Source organism: Virgibacillus senegalensis (assembly GCF_000821245.2).
Classification (GTDB): Bacteria; Bacillota; Bacilli; order Bacillales; family Amphibacillaceae; genus Sediminibacillus; species Sediminibacillus senegalensis.
Genome location: NZ_LN611425.1, coordinates 1,451,717 through 1,475,472 on the forward strand (window position 1 = coordinate 1,451,717; position 23,756 = coordinate 1,475,472).

The 23,756-nt window shown below is 43.3% G+C and carries 26 protein-coding genes and 1 riboswitch; of the genes, 7 read left to right on the top strand and 19 right to left on the bottom strand.

Going from position 1 to position 23,756, the window contains the following annotated elements; genetic code table 11:
* Both BN1067_RS18155 and BN1067_RS18160 read right to left on the bottom strand, forming a co-directional pair.
* A partial coding sequence (locus BN1067_RS18155) for a VOC family protein (RefSeq protein ID WP_053220291.1) occupies positions 1-344 on the bottom strand: 344 nt, incomplete at its 3' end.
* 19 nt (positions 345-363) lie between these two features.
* Positions 364-1,395: a S66 family peptidase gene (locus tag BN1067_RS18160; RefSeq protein ID WP_053220213.1), complete on the bottom strand. Its 1,032-nt coding sequence runs from the start codon at positions 1,393-1,395 to the stop codon at positions 364-366.
* Between the two features lie 146 nt (positions 1,396-1,541).
* Here BN1067_RS18160 and BN1067_RS18165 point away from each other — a divergent pair, with 146 nt between their 5' ends.
* Entirely contained in the window at positions 1,542-2,237 is a 696-nt protein-coding gene (locus BN1067_RS18165) for a YetF domain-containing protein (RefSeq protein ID WP_053220214.1), read from the top strand.
* A gap of 252 nt (positions 2,238-2,489) precedes the next feature.
* Here BN1067_RS18165 and queE read toward each other — a convergent pair whose 3' ends face one another.
* Genes queE through queC form a run of 3 tightly spaced genes read right to left on the bottom strand, consistent with a single transcriptional unit; the run spans position 2,490 to position 4,352 of the window.
* Positions 2,490-3,218, bottom strand: coding sequence for a 7-carboxy-7-deazaguanine synthase QueE (gene queE, locus BN1067_RS18170; protein WP_053220215.1), 729 nt, complete (start codon positions 3,216-3,218; stop codon positions 2,490-2,492).
* On the bottom strand, positions 3,211-3,687 hold the full coding sequence (queD, locus tag BN1067_RS18175) for a 6-carboxytetrahydropterin synthase QueD (protein ID WP_053220216.1): 477 nt from the start codon (positions 3,685-3,687) through the stop codon (positions 3,211-3,213). The genes queE and queD overlap by 8 nt, the downstream gene beginning before the upstream one ends.
* Positions 3,687-4,352 (bottom strand): 7-cyano-7-deazaguanine synthase QueC, encoded by a 666-nt coding sequence (gene queC, locus BN1067_RS18180; protein ID WP_053220217.1) that lies wholly within the window; start codon positions 4,350-4,352, stop codon positions 3,687-3,689. Before queC ends, queD begins: the two co-directional genes overlap by 1 nt.
* A gap of 139 nt (positions 4,353-4,491) precedes the next feature.
* Positions 4,492-4,536: riboswitch (PreQ1 riboswitch) on the bottom strand.
* A 145-nt stretch (positions 4,537-4,681) separates the two neighbouring features.
* Here queC and BN1067_RS18185 point away from each other — a divergent pair.
* Positions 4,682-4,993 carry a DUF3889 domain-containing protein gene (locus tag BN1067_RS18185; protein WP_053220218.1) on the top strand — a complete coding sequence of 104 codons (312 nt, stop codon included), beginning with the start codon at positions 4,682-4,684 and terminating at the stop codon, positions 4,991-4,993.
* Between the two features lie 155 nt (positions 4,994-5,148).
* Positions 5,149-6,435 (top strand): glycosyl hydrolase family 18 protein, encoded by a 1,287-nt coding sequence (locus BN1067_RS18190; protein ID WP_053220219.1) that lies wholly within the window; start codon positions 5,149-5,151, stop codon positions 6,433-6,435.
* On the opposite strand, the gene BN1067_RS18195 is transcribed toward BN1067_RS18190, so the two are convergent.
* The 12 genes from BN1067_RS18195 to BN1067_RS18250 all read right to left on the bottom strand — a co-directional run bounded on the left by BN1067_RS18195 (position 6,428) and on the right by BN1067_RS18250 (position 18,406).
* Positions 6,428-7,027: a response regulator transcription factor gene (locus tag BN1067_RS18195; protein ID WP_053220220.1), complete on the bottom strand. Its 600-nt coding sequence runs from the start codon at positions 7,025-7,027 to the stop codon at positions 6,428-6,430. The genes BN1067_RS18190 and BN1067_RS18195 overlap by 8 nt on opposite strands.
* Positions 7,028-7,048: 21 nt before the next feature.
* Positions 7,049-8,167: a sensor histidine kinase gene (locus tag BN1067_RS18200; protein ID WP_053220221.1), complete on the bottom strand. Its 1,119-nt coding sequence runs from the start codon at positions 8,165-8,167 to the stop codon at positions 7,049-7,051.
* Positions 8,168-8,333: 166 nt separating this feature from the next.
* A complete protein-coding gene (locus tag BN1067_RS18205; RefSeq protein ID WP_053220222.1) occupies positions 8,334-9,398 on the bottom strand; it encodes a fatty acid desaturase in 1,065 nt (354 codons plus the stop codon).
* A gap of 163 nt (positions 9,399-9,561) precedes the next feature.
* A complete protein-coding gene (locus BN1067_RS18210; protein ID WP_053220223.1) occupies positions 9,562-10,509 on the bottom strand; it encodes an ArsA family ATPase in 948 nt (315 codons plus the stop codon).
* Between the two features lie 19 nt (positions 10,510-10,528).
* On the bottom strand, positions 10,529-10,786 hold the full coding sequence (locus BN1067_RS18215; RefSeq protein ID WP_053220224.1) for a cory-CC-star protein: 258 nt from the start codon (positions 10,784-10,786) through the stop codon (positions 10,529-10,531).
* 228 nt (positions 10,787-11,014) lie between these two features.
* Positions 11,015-12,739: a carbon starvation CstA family protein gene (locus tag BN1067_RS18220; RefSeq protein ID WP_053220225.1), complete on the bottom strand. Its 1,725-nt coding sequence runs from the start codon at positions 12,737-12,739 to the stop codon at positions 11,015-11,017.
* Positions 12,740-13,035: 296 nt separating this feature from the next.
* Positions 13,036-14,454 (bottom strand): DHA2 family efflux MFS transporter permease subunit, encoded by a 1,419-nt coding sequence (locus BN1067_RS18225; protein WP_053220226.1) that lies wholly within the window; start codon positions 14,452-14,454, stop codon positions 13,036-13,038.
* Between the two features lie 339 nt (positions 14,455-14,793).
* On the bottom strand, positions 14,794-16,035 hold the full coding sequence (locus BN1067_RS18230; protein WP_053220227.1) for a dicarboxylate/amino acid:cation symporter: 1,242 nt from the start codon (positions 16,033-16,035) through the stop codon (positions 14,794-14,796).
* A gap of 145 nt (positions 16,036-16,180) precedes the next feature.
* Entirely contained in the window at positions 16,181-16,675 is a 495-nt protein-coding gene (locus BN1067_RS18235; RefSeq protein ID WP_053220228.1) for a DUF1189 family protein, read from the bottom strand.
* Between the two features lie 90 nt (positions 16,676-16,765).
* Positions 16,766-17,014, bottom strand: coding sequence for a DUF1450 domain-containing protein (locus BN1067_RS18240; RefSeq protein WP_053220229.1), 249 nt, complete (start codon positions 17,012-17,014; stop codon positions 16,766-16,768).
* Between the two features lie 45 nt (positions 17,015-17,059).
* Complete coding sequence (locus BN1067_RS18245) at positions 17,060-18,001, bottom strand: bifunctional riboflavin kinase/FAD synthetase (protein WP_053220230.1); 942 nt, start codon at positions 17,999-18,001, stop codon at positions 17,060-17,062.
* 252 nt (positions 18,002-18,253) lie between these two features.
* Complete coding sequence (locus BN1067_RS18250; protein ID WP_053220231.1) at positions 18,254-18,406, bottom strand: small acid-soluble spore protein P; 153 nt, start codon at positions 18,404-18,406, stop codon at positions 18,254-18,256.
* Positions 18,407-18,646: 240 nt separating this feature from the next.
* Here BN1067_RS18250 and BN1067_RS18255 point away from each other — a divergent pair, with 240 nt between their 5' ends.
* Both BN1067_RS18255 and BN1067_RS18260 read left to right on the top strand, forming a co-directional pair.
* Complete coding sequence (locus BN1067_RS18255) at positions 18,647-19,252, top strand: TetR/AcrR family transcriptional regulator (RefSeq protein ID WP_053220232.1); 606 nt, start codon at positions 18,647-18,649, stop codon at positions 19,250-19,252.
* A 35-nt stretch (positions 19,253-19,287) separates the two neighbouring features.
* The gene (locus tag BN1067_RS18260) at positions 19,288-20,568 is read left to right on the top strand and encodes an MFS transporter (RefSeq protein ID WP_053220233.1); all 1,281 of its coding nucleotides are present in this window, start codon (positions 19,288-19,290) and stop codon (positions 20,566-20,568) included.
* A 186-nt stretch (positions 20,569-20,754) separates the two neighbouring features.
* Here BN1067_RS18260 and BN1067_RS18265 read toward each other — a convergent pair whose 3' ends face one another.
* Entirely contained in the window at positions 20,755-21,177 is a 423-nt protein-coding gene (locus BN1067_RS18265; protein WP_407701375.1) for a hypothetical protein, read from the bottom strand.
* A 136-nt stretch (positions 21,178-21,313) separates the two neighbouring features.
* On the opposite strand from BN1067_RS18265, the gene BN1067_RS18270 reads away from it, so the two are divergent.
* Complete coding sequence (locus tag BN1067_RS18270) at positions 21,314-21,466, top strand: aspartyl-phosphate phosphatase Spo0E family protein (protein ID WP_110943567.1); 153 nt, start codon at positions 21,314-21,316, stop codon at positions 21,464-21,466.
* A 412-nt stretch (positions 21,467-21,878) separates the two neighbouring features.
* On the top strand, positions 21,879-22,064 hold the full coding sequence (locus BN1067_RS18275; RefSeq protein WP_053220234.1) for a Spo0E family sporulation regulatory protein-aspartic acid phosphatase: 186 nt from the start codon (positions 21,879-21,881) through the stop codon (positions 22,062-22,064).
* A gap of 52 nt (positions 22,065-22,116) precedes the next feature.
* Here the strand turns inward: BN1067_RS18275 and BN1067_RS18280 are convergent, their stop codons facing one another.
* Positions 22,117-23,592, bottom strand: coding sequence for an MDR family MFS transporter (locus tag BN1067_RS18280; RefSeq protein ID WP_053220235.1), 1,476 nt, complete (start codon positions 23,590-23,592; stop codon positions 22,117-22,119).
* Positions 23,593-23,756: the final 164 nt, after the last annotated feature.

Sequence of the window (23,756 nt, forward strand, 5' to 3'; positions counted from 1 at the left end):
TAACCGCCCCAGAATACCTCTTGCGGCTGCTTGACGATTTTGGCTCCCGCCTTTTCCGCCAAAGCAAATACCTCATCGACTTCCTGTTTCGATTTCCCGTTATACGCCAGACTGATTGCAGATGCCCCGGCATTTAATGACGGCGGTTCTTGTTCATTAATATCTTTCGCCAAATGCTCCAACGGAAAAAGCGATATTTTCGTTCCACGGTTGTTGAAGAAAATCACCTCAGGACTCGCTTCCTCTCCATACACAACCACATCAAATCCGAGCCCATCACGGTAAAAGTGCAAGGATTCCACCATATCCCGCACACCCAATGTCACTAGATTCAAACGATTCAACTGATTACACTCCCCTTTCTTATTTCACGCCGCTTTCCAGAATAGAAAAAGTCGTATGATCACAGTCAATTTCCGCCTTTGCTCCATAAGGAAGAATAAACTTCGGTTCCGTATGCCCGAAATTAAGGTTAAGAAGAACTGGCAAATCTGTCTCTCCATATTCCTCCAAGACTTGTGAAATAACGGATTTATACTCGTCGTAATGCGTCTCATCCATTGGTTTCCCGAATACCATTCCATTGATCTTGGATAGAATCCCCTGTGCAGCATAATTACGCAGCCAGTATTTGATAAAATCAGGTTCCGGCTTTTCCTCGGATGTTTCAAAAAACAAAATGCCGCCTTCCCAATGTTCTTCCTCCGGCCACAGAACCGTTTGTTTAGCAAACTCCAGAACGTCGATGCAACCTCCGATAAGACGGCCCTGTGCACGGCCTTCCCCCTGTAAAAGCTCATAGCTGCTGTTGTTACGGAGGGGTCGTTGTTTGTGTTTATTTTCTTCTACCCATTCCAGACGTTCACTCGTCCATTTCCTGGCCGGTTCAATTTCCCCGATTGGTTCGGTATTAAAAAGGGTCCTTTTGATCATTTCGATTGTATAAGAATCCATTTCGATATTTTCAGCGAAATCTGTTAGAATTGCAGGTCCGTAAAACGACGACAAACCTGCTTTATGGCAAAGTAGATGTACAATCGTGACGTCCGAATATCCCATAACAATCTTTGGATTGTCGCGTATGACCTGAAAGTCTATGTAAGGTAACAGCCGTATACTATCATCTCCTCCGATGTTGGCGATGACCGCCTTTATCGAAGGGTCTTGAAAAGCGTCCATTAAATCCTTTGCACGTGCTTCCGGATGACGGTAAAGATAATCCGGGCCTTTCAAACTGTTTGGCATTGCCACCACCTGCAAACCAAAAACAGTCTTCAACCTGTCGATTCCCTGCTCATATCTCCAACGTAATTCTGGAGCTCCAGCACCTCCCCAGGAAGGACTAATCGTAGCTACCCGGTCACCCGGATTCAGTTTTTCTGGTTTAATTAACATGTTCCTGTTCACCTCTTCTCTACACTATTAATTCGTTCTAACAAGCAGAATTCCTTTTACCAATTTTTATTTTCATCGAGCCGAATAGTTTTTTCCCTAAGACAAATAACTAAGCTGAAATAAAAAAGAAAAGAGGATGGTTAAGTATGGACCTTTACGAACTAATACTCCGGGTCTCCATCGGCTTTTTGGTTTTGTTCGTTATGACAAGAATAATGGGAAGAAAAGAAATCAGTCAAATGACCTTTTTCAATTTTGTTTCTGCTATTGCCATTGGTTCGATAACCGCCAATCTAGTCGCTAATCAAAATTTCAGTGTTCGGAACGGTGTTATTGCCTTAGTTGGCTGGACTGCCTATACATTGGTAATGGACTTGGTTGATATAAAATCGAAAAAAGCTAGAAAAACCGTAACTGGCAGTCCAATCACCGTCATAAAAGAAGGAAAAATAGTGGAAGACGGACTAAAGGAAAGCAGATTGGATCTTGATTCGCTAAAAGCGCTGTTAAGACAAAAGAATGTTTTTTCTTTAAAAGATGTCGACTATGCCGTATTTGAAACTAATGGCAAGCTTTCTGTCATGAAAAAACAGGAAAAACAATCCGTTACCAAGAGTGATATGAAAGTAGGGAGTCAACCAAAAACCTATACGATCGCTACAGAGGTCGTTTCGGACGGGCGGATTCTCTCCAATAATTTGTCTAAACTGAATTTGGACAACGCTTGGCTGGAGCAACAACTTCAGCAGGCTGGTATCGACTCGGTGGAAGATGTCTTTTATGCCGAAGTACAGCAGGACGGTTCCCTATTTATCGACAGCAAAGACAACTTACTCCATTGAAAGAAAAGCATAAGCGCCTTGCACACCCCCGACCAGCTTAAGGCAATACGCAGTGTGGCGGTTTCTGCCACATAGAGGATTGACTTAAGACCTCAAGGGGGTAGGCGCTGAAGCTAGACAATAAGAAAAGCATAAGCGCCTTGCACACCCCCGAAAGTCCAACCAGATTCTCTTACGAATACAATAAATAAAGAACCGCCTACTTGAAATCAATCAAGTTAAGCGGTTCTCTTAAACAATATGCGTGCTCTACTAAACGCCCCGTTTATTTCCCCAAACGAGTGCATGTACTTGCGGCAGGACGCGGACACGGTTAAGGGTTTCAGACTGCATGACATGATTAATTAACCACTCATACTTACCCAAAAGTTTATCTGCCAAGTTGGAAGAATCGGTTTCTGCCAAATCATCATTTCCTACTTGCAGAAAAAAGTTTGCTTGCGGGTACCGTTCATGTACCTTGGAGGCATAATGTAAATCCTCCTCATTAAAAATGACTACCTTCAGACTCGTATGGGGCAGCCGCCCATACTCATCCATCTTGCTCAAAATCCTGTCGAGCATCTGCCAATTGGTTTTCATACCGGAACTTGGCGGTTTAGGAGAAATGGTCAAATCATCAATATCAACGAACCACTCCTGCCAGCGGCTTCCCTGTGTTTCCAAAGCCACTTCGATTCCATTTTCCTGGAGCCTATCAATCAGTTCGCCCAGGTGTTGCAACAATGCAGGATTACCGCCGGAAATGGTTACATGGTCAAAACGGCTGCCGCCGATCGCCTTCAGTTCTTCGAAAACATCGGAAGCGGTCATCATTCTGATATCATCCTTTGCACTACCGTCCCATGTGAAGGCAGAATCACACCAGGAACAACCATAATCACAGCCGGCCGTTCTGACAAACATCGTTTTTCTGCCGACCACCATTCCTTCTCCTTGAATTGTCGGTCCGAAGATCTCCAGCACTGGGAATTTATTCATTTTCCATCCACTCCCTTCGTGCTTCGGCAAAACTGGTCGGTGTTTCGTACAATTTGACAAATTCGAGCCGGAGACTGTCATTTTCCAAACCGCTCAATGCCGTAACCATCTGCTGGTAAATCCAAACAACGATATTCTCCGCCGTTGAGTTCATTGCCGGCAGCATCTCATTCAGATAACGGTGATCAAGATGCATCTCTATGTTTTCTTTCCATAATTTTTTCAAATCGCCAAAATCGATTACGAGCCCGATATCATCCGTATAACCGCTGACACCGAAGATGACCCGATAAGTATGGCCATGCAAGTTTTTACACTTACCCTCATAGCAATGCAAATGATGTGCAGCATCAAAAGTGAACTCTTTGCTTACCAGTACACGTTTTTGATGATACTTCAGCTGCTCTTTTTTTATATCTTCGCCAAGCTTCTCCAACTTCTCTACAATGGTAAAACCGAGACCTTCCATTAACCTTGTGCCCCTTCCAGCTTTGCTAAGTAGGTTTCCAGGCCGGCACGGCGCAGTTTGCACGCCGGACATTCTCCACATCCATCTGCCCGGATTCCCTGGTAACAGGTCAATGTTTTTTCCCGAACATATTCAAATGCACCCAGTTTATCGGCGAGCTCCCACGTTTCAGCTTTGTCCAGCCACATCAATGGGGTATGAATGACAAAATCATCGTCCATCGAGAGGTTAAGCGTAACATTGAGTGACTTGACGAATACATCCCGGCAGTCCGGATAACCGCTGAAATCCGTTTCGCACACACCAGTGATGACATGTTTTGCACCAATTTGTTTCGCCATGATCGTAGCAAATGATAAGAACAATAAGTTTCGGCCAGGTACAAAGGTAGAAGGAAGGCCGCCCCCTTCCCCTTCGGTGACATCTATCTCTGTTCTTGTCAGTGCATTGGGTGCCAGTTGGTTCAATAGCGACATGTCTAGCACCGTATGCTTTATGTTCAGTTCAGCAGCGATATCCCTGGCAACGTCAATTTCCTCTTGGTGTCGTTGTTGATAATCAAATGTGACTGCTTCTACTTCGTCGAAATTCTCCATTGCCCAAAACAAACAGGTAGTACTATCCTGACCACCGCTAAATACAACAACCGCTTTGTTTTTTTTCATAAAAAAAATTCCCCTTTCCATCATTGAAACGAGAATTCTATCTACACATTCATTTAAATCGGTATGTTTCGCCAAAAAGAAAGCAGATCGATCAGACAAAAAAACGAGATTAAAAAAACTATACCTAAGAAAGTATAGTCATTTCTTAGTTTTTTATAGAGGGTGTAGCTAGAACCTCTTATTTATTTTAATTATTTTCATCTTAACATGTCAGTTGAAAAACGAAAAGAATCTTTTTCCTCGAAGCAAAATTCTAAAAACGAAACGGCATATGCATAACCAGCCAACAGTAGTAAAAAATAAGGAAAACAGATTGGAGTTGAAGATATTTGCACACATATGCCGCTAAATTTATCCTGGCAGTCTCTGTTCTTTTCCTCGTACTGCCAGCAACAGCATTCGCCCAGCCAGAGTACGCCCAATGGGGAAAAATTGCCCTGGAAGAAGCGAAGGAACAGTATCCGGACTATAATGCAACGGATTATGCTTACCAGGGAAAAGTATATATTTCGGATGAAAGAGAACAGTTCACATTTCTGATCACCTTGGAGGGAAACGAAACAAAAGAGGTTCGGGTGTACGTTCTGGTCAACCCGCAAACAGAGCAATTGATCGATGTATTTTTTGATGAAATCGAATAAATTTCCGTTGGAAGTTTCGATTGAAAAGGCATGCCTTAAACAACGCATGCCTTTTTTGTTCTCGTTGAATTCCTAAAATAGAGTGTCTGTTTTCCATCATGCATAAATGATGCTGTTGTCACCATAAAATGAGGTAACAGAAAGGATGGATGATTATGGGGATTCATATTGTAAAGCCCGGAGACACCCTTTGGTCCATAGCAGCTTCCTATCGTTCGACAATCGAAATGATCACACATACGAACGGGTTGGAAAATGATTTGTTGATGCCCGGTCTTGCCTTATACATTCCCACATCGGCAGAACTGCCAGTACGTTATACCCGTATCCAACCTGGTGACACCCTGGCAGAAATCTCAAAGAGATGGCAGTCTTCCGTCCCTCTCTTACTCTATGCCAATCCTGCAATCACCTCGACCAATCTTCCCATAGGACAGGTCCTTGCCATTCCTTCCCCTCTCCGTTATCCAATTCGCACACTTGGTTTTATTGATGCGTTTGATCCTCCCTCTTTGAGTGATTTGCAGGATGAGACAGGAGCTTCTCTCACTTATGCAGCAGTTTTCACTTATGGAGCGCTTCCTGGCGGGGGATTGACTGATTTGGAAGACGAGCAGCTAATCGATACATTAATTCGCAATCGTATTGAACCACTTATGGTTGTGAGCAATTATGAAGAAGGTTCTTTCAGTCCAGAATTGGCAGGGAACGTCCTTAAGACGGAACAACGATCAGTTTTGATTACCCACATTATTCGGGTAATGAGAGAAAAAGGCTATAAGGGAGTAAGCCTGGACTTCGAATTCATCCCTCCTGCTTCCCGAAAAGATTTTACTGCCTTTGTGCAGGAATTGAAGGCTGCAATGGGGGATTTGTTGCTTCACGTAAACGTTTTTTCAAAAACGGAAGATGCACCGGACAATCCGCTCTCGGGGGCATTTGATTATCAGGCTATTGGGGAATCGGCCGATTTGGTGACCGTACTGACTTATGATTACGGATATGCCGCAGGTCAGCCAGACCCGATTGCTCCAATCAATTGGATGGAAGACATTGTCCGCTATGCAACAAGCTTGATTCCATCCCCTAAACTGACCATCGCCATTGCTTTATTCGGTTACGATTGGCCCGGTACTAACCAGCAGGATACTGACGGAATGGCAATTGCTTTGTCTGCACGGAACGCCCAGCAGCAGGCGTTGGACAATTATGCAGTCATTCAATATGATCAGGAAGCCCAAGCCCCCTTTTACACATACAGTGGCAACGGAAACAGACGGACTGTCTGGTTTGAAGACATTCGCAGTCTGTCAGCCAAATACCGGCTGATGGAAGCTTATCAGCTGGGAGGAGCTGCCTACTGGAGGCTCGGGTACGCTTTTCCGCAAAATTGGGCCTATCTTCGTAAAAACACGGCCATATGGAAAGAAGGGACTATTTAAACCAGCCCTTTTCCCGGAAACGAGATATGGCTTCTATTCTATTACTCACTTCCAGCTTATCCAGGATCACAGAAATATAGTTTCGAACCGTCCCGTTGGCAATCGACAACTGACTCGCTATTTCTTTTGTATCCATTCCATCCGCCATCAGCTTCATCACCTGTTCTTCCCGTTCAGTCAGCGGATTTGCTTCTGCATAAGCGATATCGATCAATTCCGGTGCATATACCTTTCTCCCATCGATAATAACCCGTATCGAGTTTGCCAATTCTTCACTGGGACTATCTTTTAGCAAGTAACCATTCACCCCTGCTTTTCTCGCCCGTTCGAAATATCCCGGTCTGGCGAAGGTCGTCAAGATAATTACTTTACAAGGATGGTCCCTCAGTTCTTCTGCTGCTTCCAGTCCGCTTTTTATCGGCATTTCGATGTCCATCATACAAATATCAGGCTGGTGTTCCTTGACAAGGGCAACTGCTTCTTCTCCGTTGCGCGCCATCCCGATCACTTCCATATCTACTTCCAAGTCTAACAATGAACCTAATGCCCCCAGGAGCATCTGCTGATCTTCAGCGATGACGATTCGAATCATATCCATCCCCCTAATTCTCGATTATTGTACAGGATTTGGAACACGAATATAAACAGCTGTTCCATTTGCCGAAGAAATCTCCAGGTTACCGTTCACAAATTCAAGTCTTTCCCTCATTCCTTTTAAGCCATGCCCTACTAAGAAAGTGACATCTCGTTCCCCGATCCCCCGACCGTTGTCTTCCACTATAATTTTCCATTCATTGGGAGATTTCTGCATTGTTACTTTACAAAAAGTCGCTTGACTGTGCTTCACTACGTTGGTTACTGCTTCCTTCAAGCTCATACTTAACACATTTTCTATGAGTAATGGCGTATTATCCGTCATTTCCTGCCTGGTTTCAATGGCGAAGTCGATTTCAGCGGCTTTTAATAATTGACGTATATGAGAGACTTCTTCCTCTAATTTAGCAGCCCTCATATCGGAAACCATCTCTCTCACTTCCTTTAACGCAGTCCGAGCTGTTTGGTGGATATCGTTTATCTCCTTTTTTGCAGCTTCTGGTTTGGAAGCAAGCAATTTGCCAGCCAAATCACTCTTCAATCCTATCAGAGATAATTTCTGACCTAAGGTATCATGTAAATCACGGGCAATCCGCTGGCGCTCTTCGATAACCATTAATTGAGAAATCCTTTTATTTGCATCCTCCAGCTGTCCCTCCAATTTTTCACGTTTTATCCGGCTGTACATGCTGAACGGCAATAATATCACGCCGATCAAGCTGACAATTACAAAAGGGAGCTGCGTGATGAACAAATCAAAATGACGGAAGACACCGTAAGTGGTTGCAGCAGTTGTAGTGACCAGATGAATAATATAAAGGGTGATAAATCCACCTCTATGTTGAATGCTGCCTATAAAAAAAGCTAAAAACAGAGCAAAATAGACGTATCCAAAAAACAACGTCATGACAATGCTGATGATCATTTCCACGCTGACCCATATATAGACCGGCCAACCGTTTTTAATAAACGACAACCGGTAAACAGTGAAAAACAGCAAAATCATCGAAACTCCGAAAATGATTTCATATAGAGTCGAAGAACGGAAAATAAAATAAAAGGGAAGAATACAAAAGATGATCCATATGTAGATACTTAAGCCTGTGTTTTTTGGAATAATATGAAACCAATTATGCATAGAGGGACTCCTTTTTATGTCAAACAATCTTCATTTAGCAAAAGTATAGCAAAACCGGATGGCTTGTGCATCCTTACGCAGAATCAAAAGCTTGCGGTGAAGCCACCTTTCAACTGATTGTTTAAAGAGAAACCCTCCCATATTACCGGGAGGGCTCTGAATAAGATTATTCATCCTGAAAACCTGGTTTGCTATTCGTAAGGTTCAAGTTTGTCATTGCTTGTTTCCGTTGGGTTGCATCCATCTTTTTTACCGCTTTAAAACTGACGAATGATTTGCTTTTTTCATCATATAAACGGAACTTCAATGATTCCAGGCTCGATAAAAAGGTGATCGTCGTTGCCTTTTGCAGGGGCGGGGTAGACACGTGAGCTTGCTCCAAATAATAGTTAGGCACCCGCGGATTCAAATGATGTACATGGTGAAAGCCTATGCTGCCTGTGATCCATTGGATTATTTTTGGAAGCTTGTAATAAGAACTGCCATCTACGGCAGCTTTTACGTAATCCCACTCCGCCTCATTTTCAAAATAGGAATCTTCAAATTGATGCTGTACATAAAACAGCCAAATACCCAGGGCTCCCGATACGAATAAAATCGTTCCTTGGATGATCAGCACTGCCTCCCAGCCGGCAAGCCATACCAGCAGGCTGTAAATGACCAGGAGCGAGGCATTGATGAAGTAGGTATTTAACCGTTCCTTCTTTCTTGCTCCCTTACGGTTAAACCGGTTATCGATCAGAAATAAAAAGATCGGGCCAAGACCGAACATAACCAAAGGATTGCGGTATAGCCGATAGGTCAGTTTTTGCCAAAAAGAAGCTTGCAAGTATTCTTCTACTGTCATTACCCACATATCACCGGTTCCACGCTTGTCCAAATTTCCGCTAGTGGCATGGTGGATCGAATGGCTTCGCTTCCACTTTTCAAACGCAAAATGGGTGATAATTCCGGTTACGGTCCCAAGTATCCGATTGGCTTTTTTATTTTTAAAAAAAGATTGGTGTGCACAATCATGAAAAATAATAAATATTCTTACTACAAAACCGGCTGCCACAACGGCTAAAGGCAATGCTATCCATATTGACAGAGAAAGACTTTGGTAGGCTAATAACCAAAGGATCAAAAAGGCCGGTATCGTATTGACCAGTTGTATCACACTCGATTTGCTGTCCGCTTTTTCATATGGAGCTACTTTTTTTCTTAATTCAGCTTGTTTTTGTTTACTCATTGTTATCCTCCTCAAGCATGTCCTACCATGCTTATACTGGAATAAATCGCTTCACTTATTCCTATGTTAGAGGAAACCCAGATCGATAAACAGACACAAACGTCAAGCCTATTATATGACATCTGTCATATAATAAGAGAAAAAAGAAACCCTTACCCCTTATTCATTTGACAGGTGGCAAACTGGTCAAAAACTGCGCGTACCTCGATAGGCCCTCAACATCGGACATATCCTCGGAAAAAAGTGGTACATAAAACAATTTTTTATCAGAAAATGCGCGGTCAATTTCCTCCAAATACCGCTTTTCGATTTGTTTTCGCTTATGGAAAAATTCACCCTCCGCCTGTTGGGGCAGCACTTTGTTGATAACCAACGTATCAATATGCATATGAAATGGTTCAAGCTGTGCAATCGCCTTTTTGGTTTCTTCGATTGGCAGTTTTTCCGGATTGAGAACAAAGATAAAGCCTGTCTTCGCATGGTCGAGCAGTATTTCTCTAGCCCGTTCGAATTTTTCTCTGCGTTTCATCAGCACATCAAAAATCGGATCCTCAATCGGCTCCCCATCATTTAACAGCTGACTGTAGTTTTGATTCGTTTTACGTCTTCTTTCGAGCATTCCGTCCATCCACACGCCCATTAATTCCGGGAGGCTGAGCAGCCTGACCGTATGGCCAGTAGGGGCCGTGTCGAATATAATGTGATCAAAACGATCCTGTTCTTCCAGAATGATGGAAACAATCCGATCAAATAAAGCGGCCTCCTCAGCACCTGGCGATGTTTTTGCCATGTCCATCTGTCGATTGACTTCCTCTACCAGACTGGACTTTACCAATCCTGATAGATTGTCCTTCACACCCTTTATATAAGCATCTGCTTCATGTGCAGCATCCACTTCTATCACAGATAAACGATCAGCAACTTGTTTCCTCCCCGTTCCGATTGAACAGTTAAAAATATCTCCAAGATTATGGGCAGGATCAGTGGAAACGAGCAGAACCTGCTTTCCCCCGGAAGCCGCGGCAAATGCCAGTGAAGCGGCAGTTGTAGACTTTCCGACTCCTCCTTTACCGCCAACAAATAAAATCGGCTGTTGCAAATCCAAATCCATAAATACCCCCTCCTTCCTATCAGCAGCAGCGAATTCCGTCCAGCGGTGATTTTTCCATCCCCATCCGCAAATGCCAGTCATGAAATTTCTCTAATATGTAGGGATACATTTCGAGCGTGTAATAGTAAACGGGATTCGGAATACCGACCATCTCCGAGTAGAGCAGCAGCATAAACAAATCGTCCTCATCCCGTAATTCCCTGGCCACTTCACTTCGATGTGGAAGACTTAACACGTCTTCATACCACTGAATCAACGTTTTAAGTTTATCTTTCATTTCATTCTCCTTTTCTTGTTAAAAAACTTGGCGAGAAACTCCTCCAGTCAAAGATAGTAATCAAGACCACTGAAAAAGTTTTTCGATTTCTATGAGGAAGAAAAAGGAGGGGCCACAAAGCTACCCCTCACCTTTTGGTAAGCTCCTTCTTTTAACCGGATGGTGGTGTAACTCCCTTCCATCCGAACAAAAAAATCTCGGAATAAAGCCGGTTATCTTTTTCCTGTCTTACGTTTCGTTTAATTTGTCTTTTGTCAAGGTAGAGATTGCCGTGATGATAATCCAAACGGCGAACACAAAAATGATTGCACCTAACACAAACAACAGCATATTGGCATCTGGTCCAAACCACGACCATTGGAACAGCACCTGATTAAACATCGCAAGCAAGGTCATGACCAACAGGAATACCATTGGAATCAAGGTGACAAGGAAATTCCGTCCCTGCCGTTTTAGCCAGATGGAAATCAATAACAAGCTGATACCTGCGAGCAATTGGTTGGAAGTTCCGAACAACGGCCATAACAGATATCCTCCAGAGCCAAATCCTCTGGATCCTTCCGGCAACAGGACCAGTACAGCACTCAAAATGACCGCAATGCTAGTAGCTACATGCATTTTAGAGAGTGCCGGAATCTTATACTCCACCCCAAGTTCAGCGATAATATAGCGCATAAGTCTTACCGATGTATCAAGTGTTGTTGCAGCAAAACTGACAACGATTATCGAAACAATCGTGGTGGCTACCCCAGCTGGAATTGCCAACCCGCCAGCAAGCTGGCTTGCCCCTTCGATAAAATTTCCAAGCCCTGTAGCATTTGCCTGGGTAAAGCTGGAATAAGCCGCCGTGAACTCCCCTGCTGAAGGAAATAAGGTAATGACAGCCAAAATCGACACCAGGGCAAGCGCTCCTTCACCGACCGCTCCAAAGTATCCGACAAAGCGAGCATCTGTCTCTTTGTTTAACTGTTTGGATGAAGTGCCGGATGACACGAGTCCGTGAAATCCTGAGATCGCTCCACAGGCGACGGTAATAAATAATAATGGAAACCACGACACGTCATTCGCCGCGTTAGCTGCAGGAGCAGTTACCTCGGGGTTGGTGAATAACAGCCCAAGATAGAGAATCCCCATACCTACTACCAGCTGATGGGAATTAATAAAATCCCGTGGCTGTAACAACTTCCAAACTGGAAGCGTGGAAGCAATGTACACGTACACCATCAATATTACAATCCAAATCAAAAAGGCACTGGAAACAGCCCCCATACCAAACAGGCCAGGTGCACCTTCTCCTCCAAAGTAGCTGACGACATCAATTTGCAAGGCCGATACATTACTGGATAAAATTGCTACCCCGTACATAACGACCAGAGCGATGATGGATGGTACAAGCATTTTCGTTTTCCCTTTATAAACAGCAAAACCGATCCATACCGCCAGCGGAATTTGAATAAACACAGGGAGAACACTGGCAGGATAAGAAATAAATAAATTCGATATTACCCAGGCAAAAACAGCATTAATCATTAAAACAAGAATCAAAATGATGAATAAAAACAAAAGTTTTGCTCTTTTGCCAATTAAACGATGAGCTAAGGTTCCGATCGATTGGCCCTTATTCCGCACTGACAAGACCAAGGTTCCGAAGTCATGTACACCAGCGGCAAACACGGTGCCGAGTACGACCCAAAGGAAAGCTGGAAGCCAACCCCAATAAACGGCTATAGCAGGTCCAAGAATCGGTGCTGCACCAGCTACGGAAGTAAAATGATGACCCCAGACCACATATTTATTGGTCGGAACAAAGTCTACTCCATCTTTATAGCGATGGGCTGGTGTCACATAATTCGGGTCTAGCCGGTAAATCCTTTCCGCAACAAACTTTGAATAAAAACGGTAACCAAGAATAAAGATAATGATCCCAATTGCAGCTACTAACAAACTGCTCAATGAAACTACCTCCCTCTTCTACTTTTTTGTTCAAGCTGTAAGTATTCATTACCACTATATGTGTAAGCGTTTACCCAGATGCTAATAACAGCTTAAAAAAAGATAGAAAGAAATACAAGCAATTCACTTTGCTTTCTTACAGCACCTGTTTCGGTTCTGTAAAACGATGTAACATAGACAGCCGGAAAAAAATTGCACGTTTCACAAGGAATTAAAAGGAAACAGAAAAGCGGCCCCTGTATATTCATGGGACCGCTTCTATTTAAGTAAGGATTATTTCTGGGGAAGTCTTTTTATTAACCCCGATCCCTTTGTTCTTTTTGCTCGACTTCTGGTTTCGTCTTTTTAATAAAGAAGGATAGAATAAGTCCAAGCAGTGATAACAAAGAAACGACGATAAATGCCATATTTGCTCCATAAATGTCCGGATAAGAAATTTCCGGACGACTTTCTGCATTGGAAGCAGTAGACGTCATTACTGTGACTAGAATCGCCGTCCCGACAGAAGCAGCGATTTGGCGCATCGTATTATCCATTGCGGCTCCGTGCGGTATCAGACGCTGCGGCAGCTGGTTCAAACCAGCAGTAGCAATCGGCATCATCACCATCGATAGCCCAAACATACGGATACTGTACATAATCGTAATAAAGCTCAAGGACGTGGAAGTATCCAGGTTCGTGAATGCAAAGGATGAAGCGGTTATGATGCTCAAGCCAATGATGGCCAGCCATCTGGCACCAACCCTGTCAAAAATCCGTCCTGTCACCGGAGACATAAACCCTGTAATCAGGGCACCAGGCAACAAGGCCAATCCGGCCTCAAAGGCACTGAATTCGCGCATATTCTGCATGTAAAGCGGAATGATGGTTTCCACTCCGATCAACCCCATAAACGCAATCATCCCGATAAGGACAGCGAGCGGAAAAATCGGATACTTGTAGACTCTGAACTCCAACATTGGATGCTCGAGACGAAGCTGCCTGGTAATGAAAAGAACCAGCGACAGTATTCCTATTCCAAGTGACAGCAAAGTCAGCGATGCAAACCAGCCGTTGTTTCCAGCACTCGTAAAACCATACAATAGTCCGCCAAACCCAAGGGAAGACATGGCAATGGACGGGATGTCGACCCGCGGCCTTTTCACTTCGGTCACGTTTTTCATGGCAAAAACAGCCACAATAATATCAATGAGTGCAATCGGCAGAATGATAAAAAATAGCAGCCGCCAGGAATAATTCGACGTTATCCATCCTGATAATGCTGGTCCAATTGCCGGAGCAAACGATATGACCAGGCCAATCAGCCCCATCGCTGCCCCTCGCTTATTAACTGGAAAGATCATCAAAAAGACTGTCTGCATTAAAGGAAGCATCACGCCTGCACCGGCTGACTGGATCACCCGGCCAAGCAATAAAATGGAAAAATTCGGTGCTATTCCAGCAACAAGTGTTCCAACGGCAAACACGCTCATAGCCGTGATAAATAATTGCCTGGTCGTAAATCTTTCAAGTAAAAACGCGCTAACCGGAATCATGATACCGTTAACGAGCATGAAAACAGTAGTCAGCCACTGTCCAGTATTCGCCGATATCCCCATCTCTTCCATTATAGGAGGAATCGCGGTAATCATTAATGTTTGATTAAGAATAGCAATAAATGCTCCAGCAAGCAGCAAGGCCACAATCGTTGACCTTTTGTAGCTCGTTGTTGTCATGTTCTTCTCCCTCTCCTGATTGTTTCCCAGCCAGGTCATCCGACTGTTTTCCATATGTATCATACATACACGTCTTCATTTCCTTACAATAGATTACCTGATTTCCAGGATTAATTCTATTATCGCGCCTTATGTTTTATGTTAGGTTCAAAAGAAGAAGGATAAAGTTGGACAACCTCCTGCCTGGCGGGAATGGGGCAATATTTTTCGGTAACTGCCTATGTTCTTTCCTTCCTATGAGTCCTTTGCGGAGAGGATGGATACACAGTTGGCGGAACAAAAAAACAGAACAAGACATGAAAACCCATGCCCGTTCTGTTTTTTGCTTAGAAAAAATTTTTACGCTTGCAGCTGTTCCGCAGGATCCGAGTCCTCCTGATGCTTCTTTTCTGTTTCTGAGACTACAACCGCGCAAGCTGCATCCCCAGTTACATTGAGAGCGGTTCTGGCCATATCAAGCAGACGATCGATTCCTATAATCAATGCGATTCCTTCGACAGGGAGGGAAACCTGATTCAATACCATCGCCAGCATTATCAGCCCTACTCCCGGTACACCGGCCGTTCCGATACTTGCCAGTACAGCGACCAATACTACCATCAACAACTGGGAAAAAGAAAGGTCAACCGCATATACTTGCGCGATGAAGACCGTTGCTACCCCCTGCATGATCGCTGTTCCGTCCATATTGATGGTGGAACCGAGCGGCTGGACAAAGCTGCTGATTGGTTTAGGGACTTTTAGGTTTTCTTGGGCGGCTTTCATGGAAACCGGAAGTGTGGCACTACTGCTGGAGGTACTGAATGCCACGGTCATTGCCGGGAAGAACCCTTTAAAGAATTGGATAGGATTCATTTTTCCTAACAGGGATACAGCAGTTCCATACGTAATCACCGCATGAATCAACAGGCCTGCAAGCACAATCAGCATATACGAAGCCATCGCTTTGGCTCCATCCAATCCCATTCTTCCAATAGCGGAAGCCAGCAAGCCGAATGCACCATATGGGGCAAAGCGCATGATTAAATTAACTAAAAACATCAAGATATCGTTGCCCTGTTCCAATAACCGCAATGCTCCCTCGGTTTTTTTGCCAAGCATTGCTAAGGCAAAACCGATGAAGATGGAAAAGGCGATAATTTGCAGCATGTTGCCTTCTGCCATCGATTGAATCGGATTAGCCGGAATAATATTGGTGAACGTCTCCACCACTGTCGGCGCATCGCTGCTTTCAAAGCTGGCACCAGTTGTATCGATTCCTGTATTGCCAGGTTGGAATATATAAGCCAGCAGTAGCGCAATCGTGATAGCGATTGTAGTTGTCGCCACGAAAAAAGCCACCGTTTTGCCGCCTATTCTGCCAAGCTTTTTTGGATCGCCTAGTGAGGCGGTTCCAAGGACAATCGAGACAAACACAATCGGTACGACCAGCATTTTGATCAAATTCAGAAACAAGGTTCCCAGCAGACTGAACACATAATTATCAAGCGTTTCAAACAAGTTCGGTGCGGAAAAATGCAATATAAGTCCTATCACGGCACCGAGAATCAGACCAATGAAAATTTTGGTCGTCAGTTTCATCTTATCCCCTCCTTTAGGTTGAAAGCGCTTTCTAACCTAAAGATATGCCTTTATAGGTAATATTATCCGAATATTATAAAAATTTATGTTCACCTAAAAAAACCCTTTTCCATATCTAGTGTACGGAAAAGGTTTTGGTAAAAGTTCATGGATGGTTTTTATTCTTTCTTTTGGGATAAACAGTAACCATTTTATAAAGGATCACATAAAACCCGAGAATAAGCAGCGGAAAAATAATGCCATTATCCCAGCCTGCCAGCTTTACCGCTGTGTATACAATAAGTGGAAGAGTCAACGCAAAAGCAGTCATTTTCCAAACATGCTGGAAAGCAAGTTTCCTGTCCAGGAGCCGGGCCATTAGCAGGGCGCCTGCCGCTAAAACGGAAATGACAACAAGACCTGAAAAAATCACATACATCGGATAAAAGGTTATGCTTTGTAAAATGAAGACACTTCGTAAGTCACTGTCTAACAAGAGGTTGTCCTGAAATGCTAAAGCATAGCCTTCAGGTAGATACAGGATAAATATCAGCAAAAAGATATATACCAGCGTATCCCTCATACTTATTCTATTCAACCAGAAAACTGCCTGTTTTTTCGGCAAGGTCACACTATGTCTAAATATTTTCCACAATTGCACGTCATTCAACTCCTGCAGCCTACTCTCCGAAAATCGGAACGTCTTTCATTATAGCACAGCTTTCGCGTGACGGTGACGAATAGTGGATATTCAGTCCATGTAAAAAGCCAGTTCATTGTCGATTTGCTCCCGGATCGCCTCGAGACACGCATCCGCTGTCTTGCCGAACACTCGGGTTCCATTTACCATGGCATAAGGCCGTACACGGCAAAGACCGCAAAAAGACAAGCAGTCATAGGTTACTACCGATACTTCCGGGTATTCGGATTCTAAAATCTGCTCGACATCCACCTCATTAATTAAACTGGCTTCGCAAATTTCGACTACAACGATTCCCATTTTCAGCCCCTCTCTCTGCTGCAAACAGCAGCTTTTCAGGAGTGATTATAGTCCAAGTTTAAGGCGCGCCTCAGCTTTATCTTTATTCATTTGCTCGACTAATTCATCCAAGGAAGCAAAGTTTTCTTCTTCCCGCATTTTTTGAATAAACGACACCTTCATTGACTTACCATAGAGATCACCGGAGAAATCCAGTAAATAGGCTTCAATCAAATAATCTTTTCCATTGACTGTTGGTCGGTATCCGGCATTAATCAGTGCATACCAGCATTCACCTGCTGTGTGGTTTTCCCCTTCTACTTCAACACTTCCCAAGTATACTCCGCTGCCGGGCAGCTCGTAATCACCGTCCGGCTCTAGATTAGCTGTTGGAAAACCGAGTTGCCTGCCAAGTGCATCGCCTTGTACTACTTTTCCATTTACCGAATAATTTCTGCCAAGAAGCGTATTCACTTTTTCAAACTTTCCTTCCCTGATCGACGCCCTTATATCAGTACTACTGATTTTGGGTCCACCAATGGTCATCAAGGGGGCAATTGTCACCGGTATACCGATGTCGGCAGCTAACTCTGTCAAAAGGTCTGTATCCGATTCACGACCTTTTCCGAAATTAAAGCCTTCCCCCACTACGATTCCTTTTATGTTAAGCAAAGATAAATGTTCATATACAAATGTCTCAGGAGTCGTTTCCGCATATTTTTCCGTAAATTCGATTTCATATACTTTGTTAACACCGTAACGCTCCAGTTGTCGATATTTTTCTTCACGCGGTGTTACACACTTCCTATATCGTTCATCCCGCTTCAAAGCCCAAAGCGGATGGGGATGAAACGTCATCACCGCCAATGAATGTCCGGATTGTTTTAAACGTCCGGCCTGCTGCAAGATAGATTGGTGTCCCAAATGTACCCCATCAAATTTCCCGATACTTAAGATAATTGGTTCTTCATTCGCTGGAGGCGCATCTTGAATTTGAATAATCTCCATTCCTTTTTAGCTCCCATTCGCTGATTCTCGCTGTCCTTGACAGCCACTCACATTCCTCTATTATCGATACCCGTCATGGGCAAAACCATTTATTATCAAACCATAAAAGTTTGTTTCCCTAACCTGTGTCCAGTTTCTTTTGGTCAGAAAAAATCCCAGACATACCCATTATACTAGATAAGACCTCCAAACTGTAAAGTGCCACGCACTTTTGAATGAAAAAGACAGCCATGGGAGGCTGCCTGTGACGTTTTATAAATCATGCGAAGATTTTCGTTTTTGACGGGAGTGGTTTTCATTTTTTACTTGATGCGATCCGCTAAGTGGTTCACCGTAAGGCTGCCTCGGGCTTTTCGGCAGGCTGGGTTGTTTTTGCTGTTTGGGACCATCGCGTCTTCCAGACATTTTCTGCCCTCCTTTCTTCTATGATAGTAGTTTCTGGATAACGCAAGTTTCTTATTCGAATAAACAGTGCCTATCAACCATCCCTATTTAAGTTAGATGAGGAGTGAAAGTCAAGCCGTTCAGTTTTACGAGAGCGCCTCTCAATGTAGAAATCGTTTACAAGAAATTATTTACATTCTTTGCATACTTTGCTACTATTACAGTTGATTGATCAATCAATTGTTCTAAAGGGAGATAATGATGCCACTTTCAGCTAATCAAATCGAAAATATGAAAGCAAAACGAAATAAAATTTTGGAACAGGCGATTATTCTGTTTTCAGAACACGGTTACAACGATACCACTATTTCCAAGGTGGCAAAGGCTTCCGGAATAAGTTTCGGCAGTGTATTTACCTATTTTAAAAACAAAGAAGAATTATTTCATCACGCTGTTGTGGATCATTTACAAGAACTTTCCCCTCTGTTAATGGACTTCAATCCAGATGCACAAAACTCTTACAAAGAATTAGAAGCGATGATCGACAAGCATATCCGTTTATTTGCCAGTGTCGGTACTTACTTGCGGCTTGTTACCCAAGTAATCGGACAGCCCAAAAGGTTCGAACGCCAATTTAAGAAACTGGACCAATTTCATTATACCTTCCGTTCTAAAATTGCAGCTTTGGTTGAACATGGTCAAAGAAGCGGCCAGCTTCATAGTGGGATAGATCCCGTCACCTCTTCAATTGCCTACACCTCCTTCCTGATGGGAATCCGGTTAAATTTGACCGATCAGCCTGAGAATAATATTTGGTCTGATCTTGCACCTGTTGCCATGCAATTATTTGGACCGAAACTTCCATAAGGAAACGGTCTGCCCTTCAAAAAGGAGATGGAAACATGAATTTTTTCACCTTTTCCCAAACCATTCAACTTCGATTAGCCCTTCAATTTATCACCACAACTGCCAATGCTGCCGTTACTCCCTATCTGGTTGTTTTTTTCTCGAGCATACTGGGAACGGTAGTTACTGGCTTTATGTTTTTGAGTGTGATGGCAGCTAATATCGCCGGTTCCTTTACAGGTGGATACATATCGGACAAAAAAGGAAGGAAGCCGGTCATCCTCTGCTCAGAAGCAACCGTACTAGGTGGTTTTCTCTTTGTTGCAGCAGTCAATTCCCCCTGGTTGAGCCTTCCCTATGTCACCTTTGTTCTATTTGTCATCATTCATTTTTTTCTCGGGTCAGCAACCCCGGCCTACCAAGCGATGATTATCGATGAAAGTAATCCAGAAAACCGTAAAGCAGTTTACACATTTTCTTATTGGCTGCAAAACCTTGCCGTATCTATAGGAGGAATTACTGGTGCCTTTTTATTTATGGACCATCATTTCCTTCTGTTTTTAGGCGTAGCAGCAGCAACTATGATTTCGCTCGCAATGACCGTTTTCTTTATCAAGGAATCGTTTCAACCCGAGACAGCCGCCGAACATAAAAAGACTTCTTCTCAGAAAGAAGTGGGCAATGGAGTCAGAACTTATTTCAGTGTTTTAAAACATAAAACCTTTGCGGTATTCACCTTAGCCAATTTACTTATTATCGCGACAGAGGAACAATTGACGAATTACATCGGGCTCCGTCTTGCAGAAGACATCCCGGAAGCGAGACAGTTGGTCTCTTTCTTACCGTTTCAGGCAGATGGCATCAATTTACTAGGAATATTAAAAGCAGAGAACACGATTTTGGTTGTCTGCTTAACTGTTGTCGTATCCTATTTGTTAAGGAAGTTTAGCGATCGTTTTGTTTTACTTGGAGGACTCGTGCTTTACTTCCTTGGTTACACCGTCCTCAGCTATCACCATTCGGCCATTGTTCTGCTCGTCGCTATGTTTTTTGCTACTTTGGGCGAATTACTTCACATCCCGGTAAAACAGACCATGCTGGCCAACATGGTCCCAGACCACGCAAGAAGTACGTATATGGCGGTATTTGGATTAATGACCATACTCGGTGTCATGTTCGCTGGTATGTTTATTTTTCTAAGCAACTATCTGTCTGCTAACGTAATATCTCTTATTTTTCTATTGATGGGAGCAGTTACGATGTTCATTTTTATTGGTTTGACTGCGAAAGGAAAAGCGACAAATGCGCAAACAGAGGCATCAAAAATCAGTTCCTAAAAAGGAATAGACTCTTACCATTCCCTTCCAATTGCTCTACCGGCGGAAAGCGCTCCCTGATACAAGCCAATTGAAAGCGAAATAACAGAAGCCCCGTTAAACGATAAATACATACGAATTATATACAGGTTGGTAAAAAGGCCGGTAGAGGATCGCCCTCCCTACCGGCCTTTAGCGTGGTTTAGATCAGTAACATTGAAACGATTGAATGCGGTTTAAATCAATTCCAAAGTAAACCCAGCGGAATCCTGTCCAACGATAACCGGCTATACTGCGACGGCCGACAAACGTCGGATAATACCAGAAGGATTGATAGCCTTCCAGCCACACATACGTGAACCGGAATAAGCAGCCGCGGATTCCTCCAGGGTCAACCGCATAGGTTTGAAACTGCTGCTGTGGGACCACAGATGGCGGAGGGCTTGTCGGGGGTCCTGCTTGAGGGCTACCACCAGGCGGCTGTCCGGGAGGCGGAAAAGAAGGAAAACTAGGAGTTCCCGGCTGTAATGTATCCATCTGCCCCCGTTCCCACTCCTCTGACTGATAAAATAAAGGTACATTCCATGGATCAAACATATTCTGAACCTCCTTCCTATGGTTACATATCATTGTATGTCATCCGTCTAAAAATCGTTTCTAAACCCAATTAAGGAATTTTTGTGAACAAGGTACTAACTTTAATTGAATTAATTCAAAAAAAAGGATACTATTTCAATAGAATGATAGATAAGGTAGGGTATAATTTATGAAAAAAGATCTAGAAAGAGAGATAGAAGAGTTACGTCTACAGATGTATAAAGCTTATAGTGTAGAACCAAACGGGAAAGAAGTCCTTAAAATCTCCCAAGCACTAGATAAACTGCTGAACGAGTTCCAAAAGACAAATTCAATTCACTAATCCATTTTCAAATCTCCCCTGACCCTGTTTAAGTCCTCAAGATAAACATCGTCCCAAGGCTGTTTTCCTTCAACGTTCTATTCCTTTTTGCAATACATCTCTCCAGCTACTTGCCTATTCAAACTTCTTTTTATATAATCGGAACATACGTTCTCATTGAATAGGAGTGAGGTTTCCTTGATCATAAGGTGTCAAGTTACAACTTTATTGCTGACTGATTCCCAAAGCCCTAGCCGCTTCACAGAGTGGCGAATAGATTTGCTTATCCAGCAAAAATCCTTTCAATGCTCTATCTCCAAACGAAGGATTTCATAAAAAGCTGTTGGGATAATTTAATCGTTATTTGTCCGCTGATATGGTGTTGAAACATGAAGATAAGGAATCAATCTACATAAGAAAGCAGAGAAGGATAATGTTGAAACAACTAGAACAAGAAATGGAGCGGTTAAGACAAGAAATGTATATTTCTTATCAAAAATCGAACAGTTTATCAGACCAGGAAATGCTTCTACTCTCCAACGAGTTACACGAGGTTGTAGTCCGTTGGAGAAAGGAAAAGTATGGAGATCAATACGGCTGCAGCTTATTCCGTAAGTAATAAAAAATGCGACATACCTCTGGTTTCCCAAAGTATGTCGCAGCGGTCTTCGTTATTCTTCTGTTGTTGCTGTGCTACCGTTCGTATTTCGTGTATTTAAAAATAGGGATAGGAGCATACCGGCCAAAGCAAGAATGGAAGCAAACAAAAAGGCGGTATTATACCCATGCAACAGTGCACTTTGTGCAGCCTGCTGCTTCGCATCTGCTTGTGAGAGACCTGCCAATGCCGCCATGTCAGGCTGATAGTTTTTGGCAGAGGTTGTCATCACAGTAATCAATATCGCGGTTCCGATCGATGCAGAGACCTGTTGCATGGTATTAGCCATAGCAGACCCATGGGCATTCCATTCATCGGGAATTTGGTTAAGTCCGGCAGTCATTACCGGCATCATTGCCAAGGCTAAACCAAACATACGAACTGCATAAACAATTGCCAGCATAGTAAAGGATGTTTCCATCGTTAAGTTGGTGAACACATAGGTGGTTATCGCAACAATGGACAACCCGGGAACTGCCAGCCAACGAGCGCCGAATTTATCGAACATCATCCCGGTGATTGGCGACATAATCCCCATAACAATGGCACCCGGCAAGAGCATCAGTCCCGATTCAAGCGGAGTGAAACCACGTAAATTTTGCATGTATAACGGCAGGAGTGTTTCTGCCCCTATCATCGACATGAGGACAATCATTGTAATGATAAGAGAGAGACTGAAAACGTTGAATTTAAATACTTTGAATTGCAATAGAGGAGTTGGCAATTTTAGCTGGCGCCAGATGAATAATGCCAGGATAATTGCTCCGCCAATTAAACAAATCAGTACTTTTATGCTGGTCCAGCCATCCTCACCTGCACTACTAAACCCATACAACAAACCTCCGAATCCAAATGATGAAAGGATAATCGATAGTATATCGATTTTTGGCTTCGTTAATTTGGTTACATTTTTCATAAAGTAGTAAGCAAATATAATGGTTAAGACCACGATAGGCAGCACAACGTAGAAAAGCCCTCTCCAGGAAAAATATTCTAACAGCCATCCGGAAAGCGTTGGTCCGATCGCCGGGGCAAACGATATAACGATACCCGCCATTCCCATGACAGATCCACGCCGTTCTCTCGGTATTACTGTTAAGATGACTGTCATCATTAACGGCAGCATAATGCCCGATCCGGCAGCCTGTATGATTCGCCCTGTTAGCAGTAAAGGATACACGTGGGACAAAGAGCTGATCAGGGTACCGAATCCAAAGATGCTGAACGCGGTGATAAACAATTTCCTTGTCGTAAAGCGTTCTATTAAAAATGCGGAGATCGGAATCATCACGCCATTCGTCAACAGAAAAGCAGTCGTCAGCCATTGAACTTTATTTTCGGAAATTTCGAAATCAGCCATGATAGATGGCAGTGCGGTGGCCAGCAAAGTTTCATTCAACAGACCGACAAATGCACCGATTAACATGACGGCTAGCATTGGACCGAACTTTATATCTGGCTTACTGTTTTGTTGATTTTGTTCTGTCATTCATTCTCTTCTCCTTCTCCCCTAAATAATTTCGTTCCTGATTAGTTTGATATGCTGGAGATCGCGTAACGATCAACGGTAGTGTTGTTTTTTTAAAAGATTATGAATTTGCTTCCCATAAACCAATCGGTAACTTTGAATGACCATACAGTCAAATCATCACG

Bases quoted from the DNA above. Each gene is read 5' to 3' on its own strand.
- BN1067_RS18270 (WP_110943567.1), top strand. From the start codon at position 21,314: ATGAAAAAAGATCTAGAAAGAGAGATAGAAGAGTTACGTCTACAGATG.
- BN1067_RS18190 (WP_053220219.1), top strand. From the start codon at position 5,149: ATGGGGATTCATATTGTAAAGCCCGGAGACACCCTTTGGTCCATAGCA.
- BN1067_RS18210 (WP_053220223.1), bottom strand. From the start codon at position 10,509: ATGGATTTGGATTTGCAACAGCCGATTTTATTTGTTGGCGGTAAAGGA.
- BN1067_RS18240 (WP_053220229.1), bottom strand. From the start codon at position 17,014: ATGGGAATCGTTGTAGTCGAAATTTGCGAAGCCAGTTTAATTAATGAG.
- BN1067_RS18250 (WP_053220231.1), bottom strand. From the start codon at position 18,406: ATGTCTGGAAGACGCGATGGTCCCAAACAGCAAAAACAACCCAGCCTG.
- BN1067_RS18265 (WP_407701375.1), bottom strand. From the start codon at position 21,177: ATGATATGTAACCATAGGAAGGAGGTTCAGAATATGTTTGATCCATGG.
- BN1067_RS18195 (WP_053220220.1), bottom strand. From the start codon at position 7,027: ATGATTCGAATCGTCATCGCTGAAGATCAGCAGATGCTCCTGGGGGCA.
- BN1067_RS18280 (WP_053220235.1), bottom strand. From the start codon at position 23,592: ATGACAGAACAAAATCAACAAAACAGTAAGCCAGATATAAAGTTCGGT.
- BN1067_RS18160 (WP_053220213.1), bottom strand. From the start codon at position 1,395: ATGTTAATTAAACCAGAAAAACTGAATCCGGGTGACCGGGTAGCTACG.
- queC (WP_053220217.1), bottom strand. From the start codon at position 4,352: ATGAAAAAAAACAAAGCGGTTGTTGTATTTAGCGGTGGTCAGGATAGT.
- BN1067_RS18275 (WP_053220234.1), top strand. From the start codon at position 21,879: ATGTTGAAACAACTAGAACAAGAAATGGAGCGGTTAAGACAAGAAATG.
- queE (WP_053220215.1), bottom strand. From the start codon at position 3,218: ATGAATAAATTCCCAGTGCTGGAGATCTTCGGACCGACAATTCAAGGA.
- BN1067_RS18215 (WP_053220224.1), bottom strand. From the start codon at position 10,786: ATGAAAGATAAACTTAAAACGTTGATTCAGTGGTATGAAGACGTGTTA.
- BN1067_RS18165 (WP_053220214.1), top strand. From the start codon at position 1,542: ATGGACCTTTACGAACTAATACTCCGGGTCTCCATCGGCTTTTTGGTT.
- BN1067_RS18205 (WP_053220222.1), bottom strand. From the start codon at position 9,398: ATGAGTAAACAAAAACAAGCTGAATTAAGAAAAAAAGTAGCTCCATAT.
- BN1067_RS18260 (WP_053220233.1), top strand. From the start codon at position 19,288: ATGAATTTTTTCACCTTTTCCCAAACCATTCAACTTCGATTAGCCCTT.
- BN1067_RS18245 (WP_053220230.1), bottom strand. From the start codon at position 18,001: ATGGAGATTATTCAAATTCAAGATGCGCCTCCAGCGAATGAAGAACCA.
- BN1067_RS18230 (WP_053220227.1), bottom strand. From the start codon at position 16,035: ATGAAACTGACGACCAAAATTTTCATTGGTCTGATTCTCGGTGCCGTG.
- BN1067_RS18225 (WP_053220226.1), bottom strand. From the start codon at position 14,454: ATGACAACAACGAGCTACAAAAGGTCAACGATTGTGGCCTTGCTGCTT.
- queD (WP_053220216.1), bottom strand. From the start codon at position 3,687: ATGGAAGGTCTCGGTTTTACCATTGTAGAGAAGTTGGAGAAGCTTGGC.
- BN1067_RS18255 (WP_053220232.1), top strand. From the start codon at position 18,647: ATGCCACTTTCAGCTAATCAAATCGAAAATATGAAAGCAAAACGAAAT.
- BN1067_RS18200 (WP_053220221.1), bottom strand. From the start codon at position 8,167: ATGCATAATTGGTTTCATATTATTCCAAAAAACACAGGCTTAAGTATC.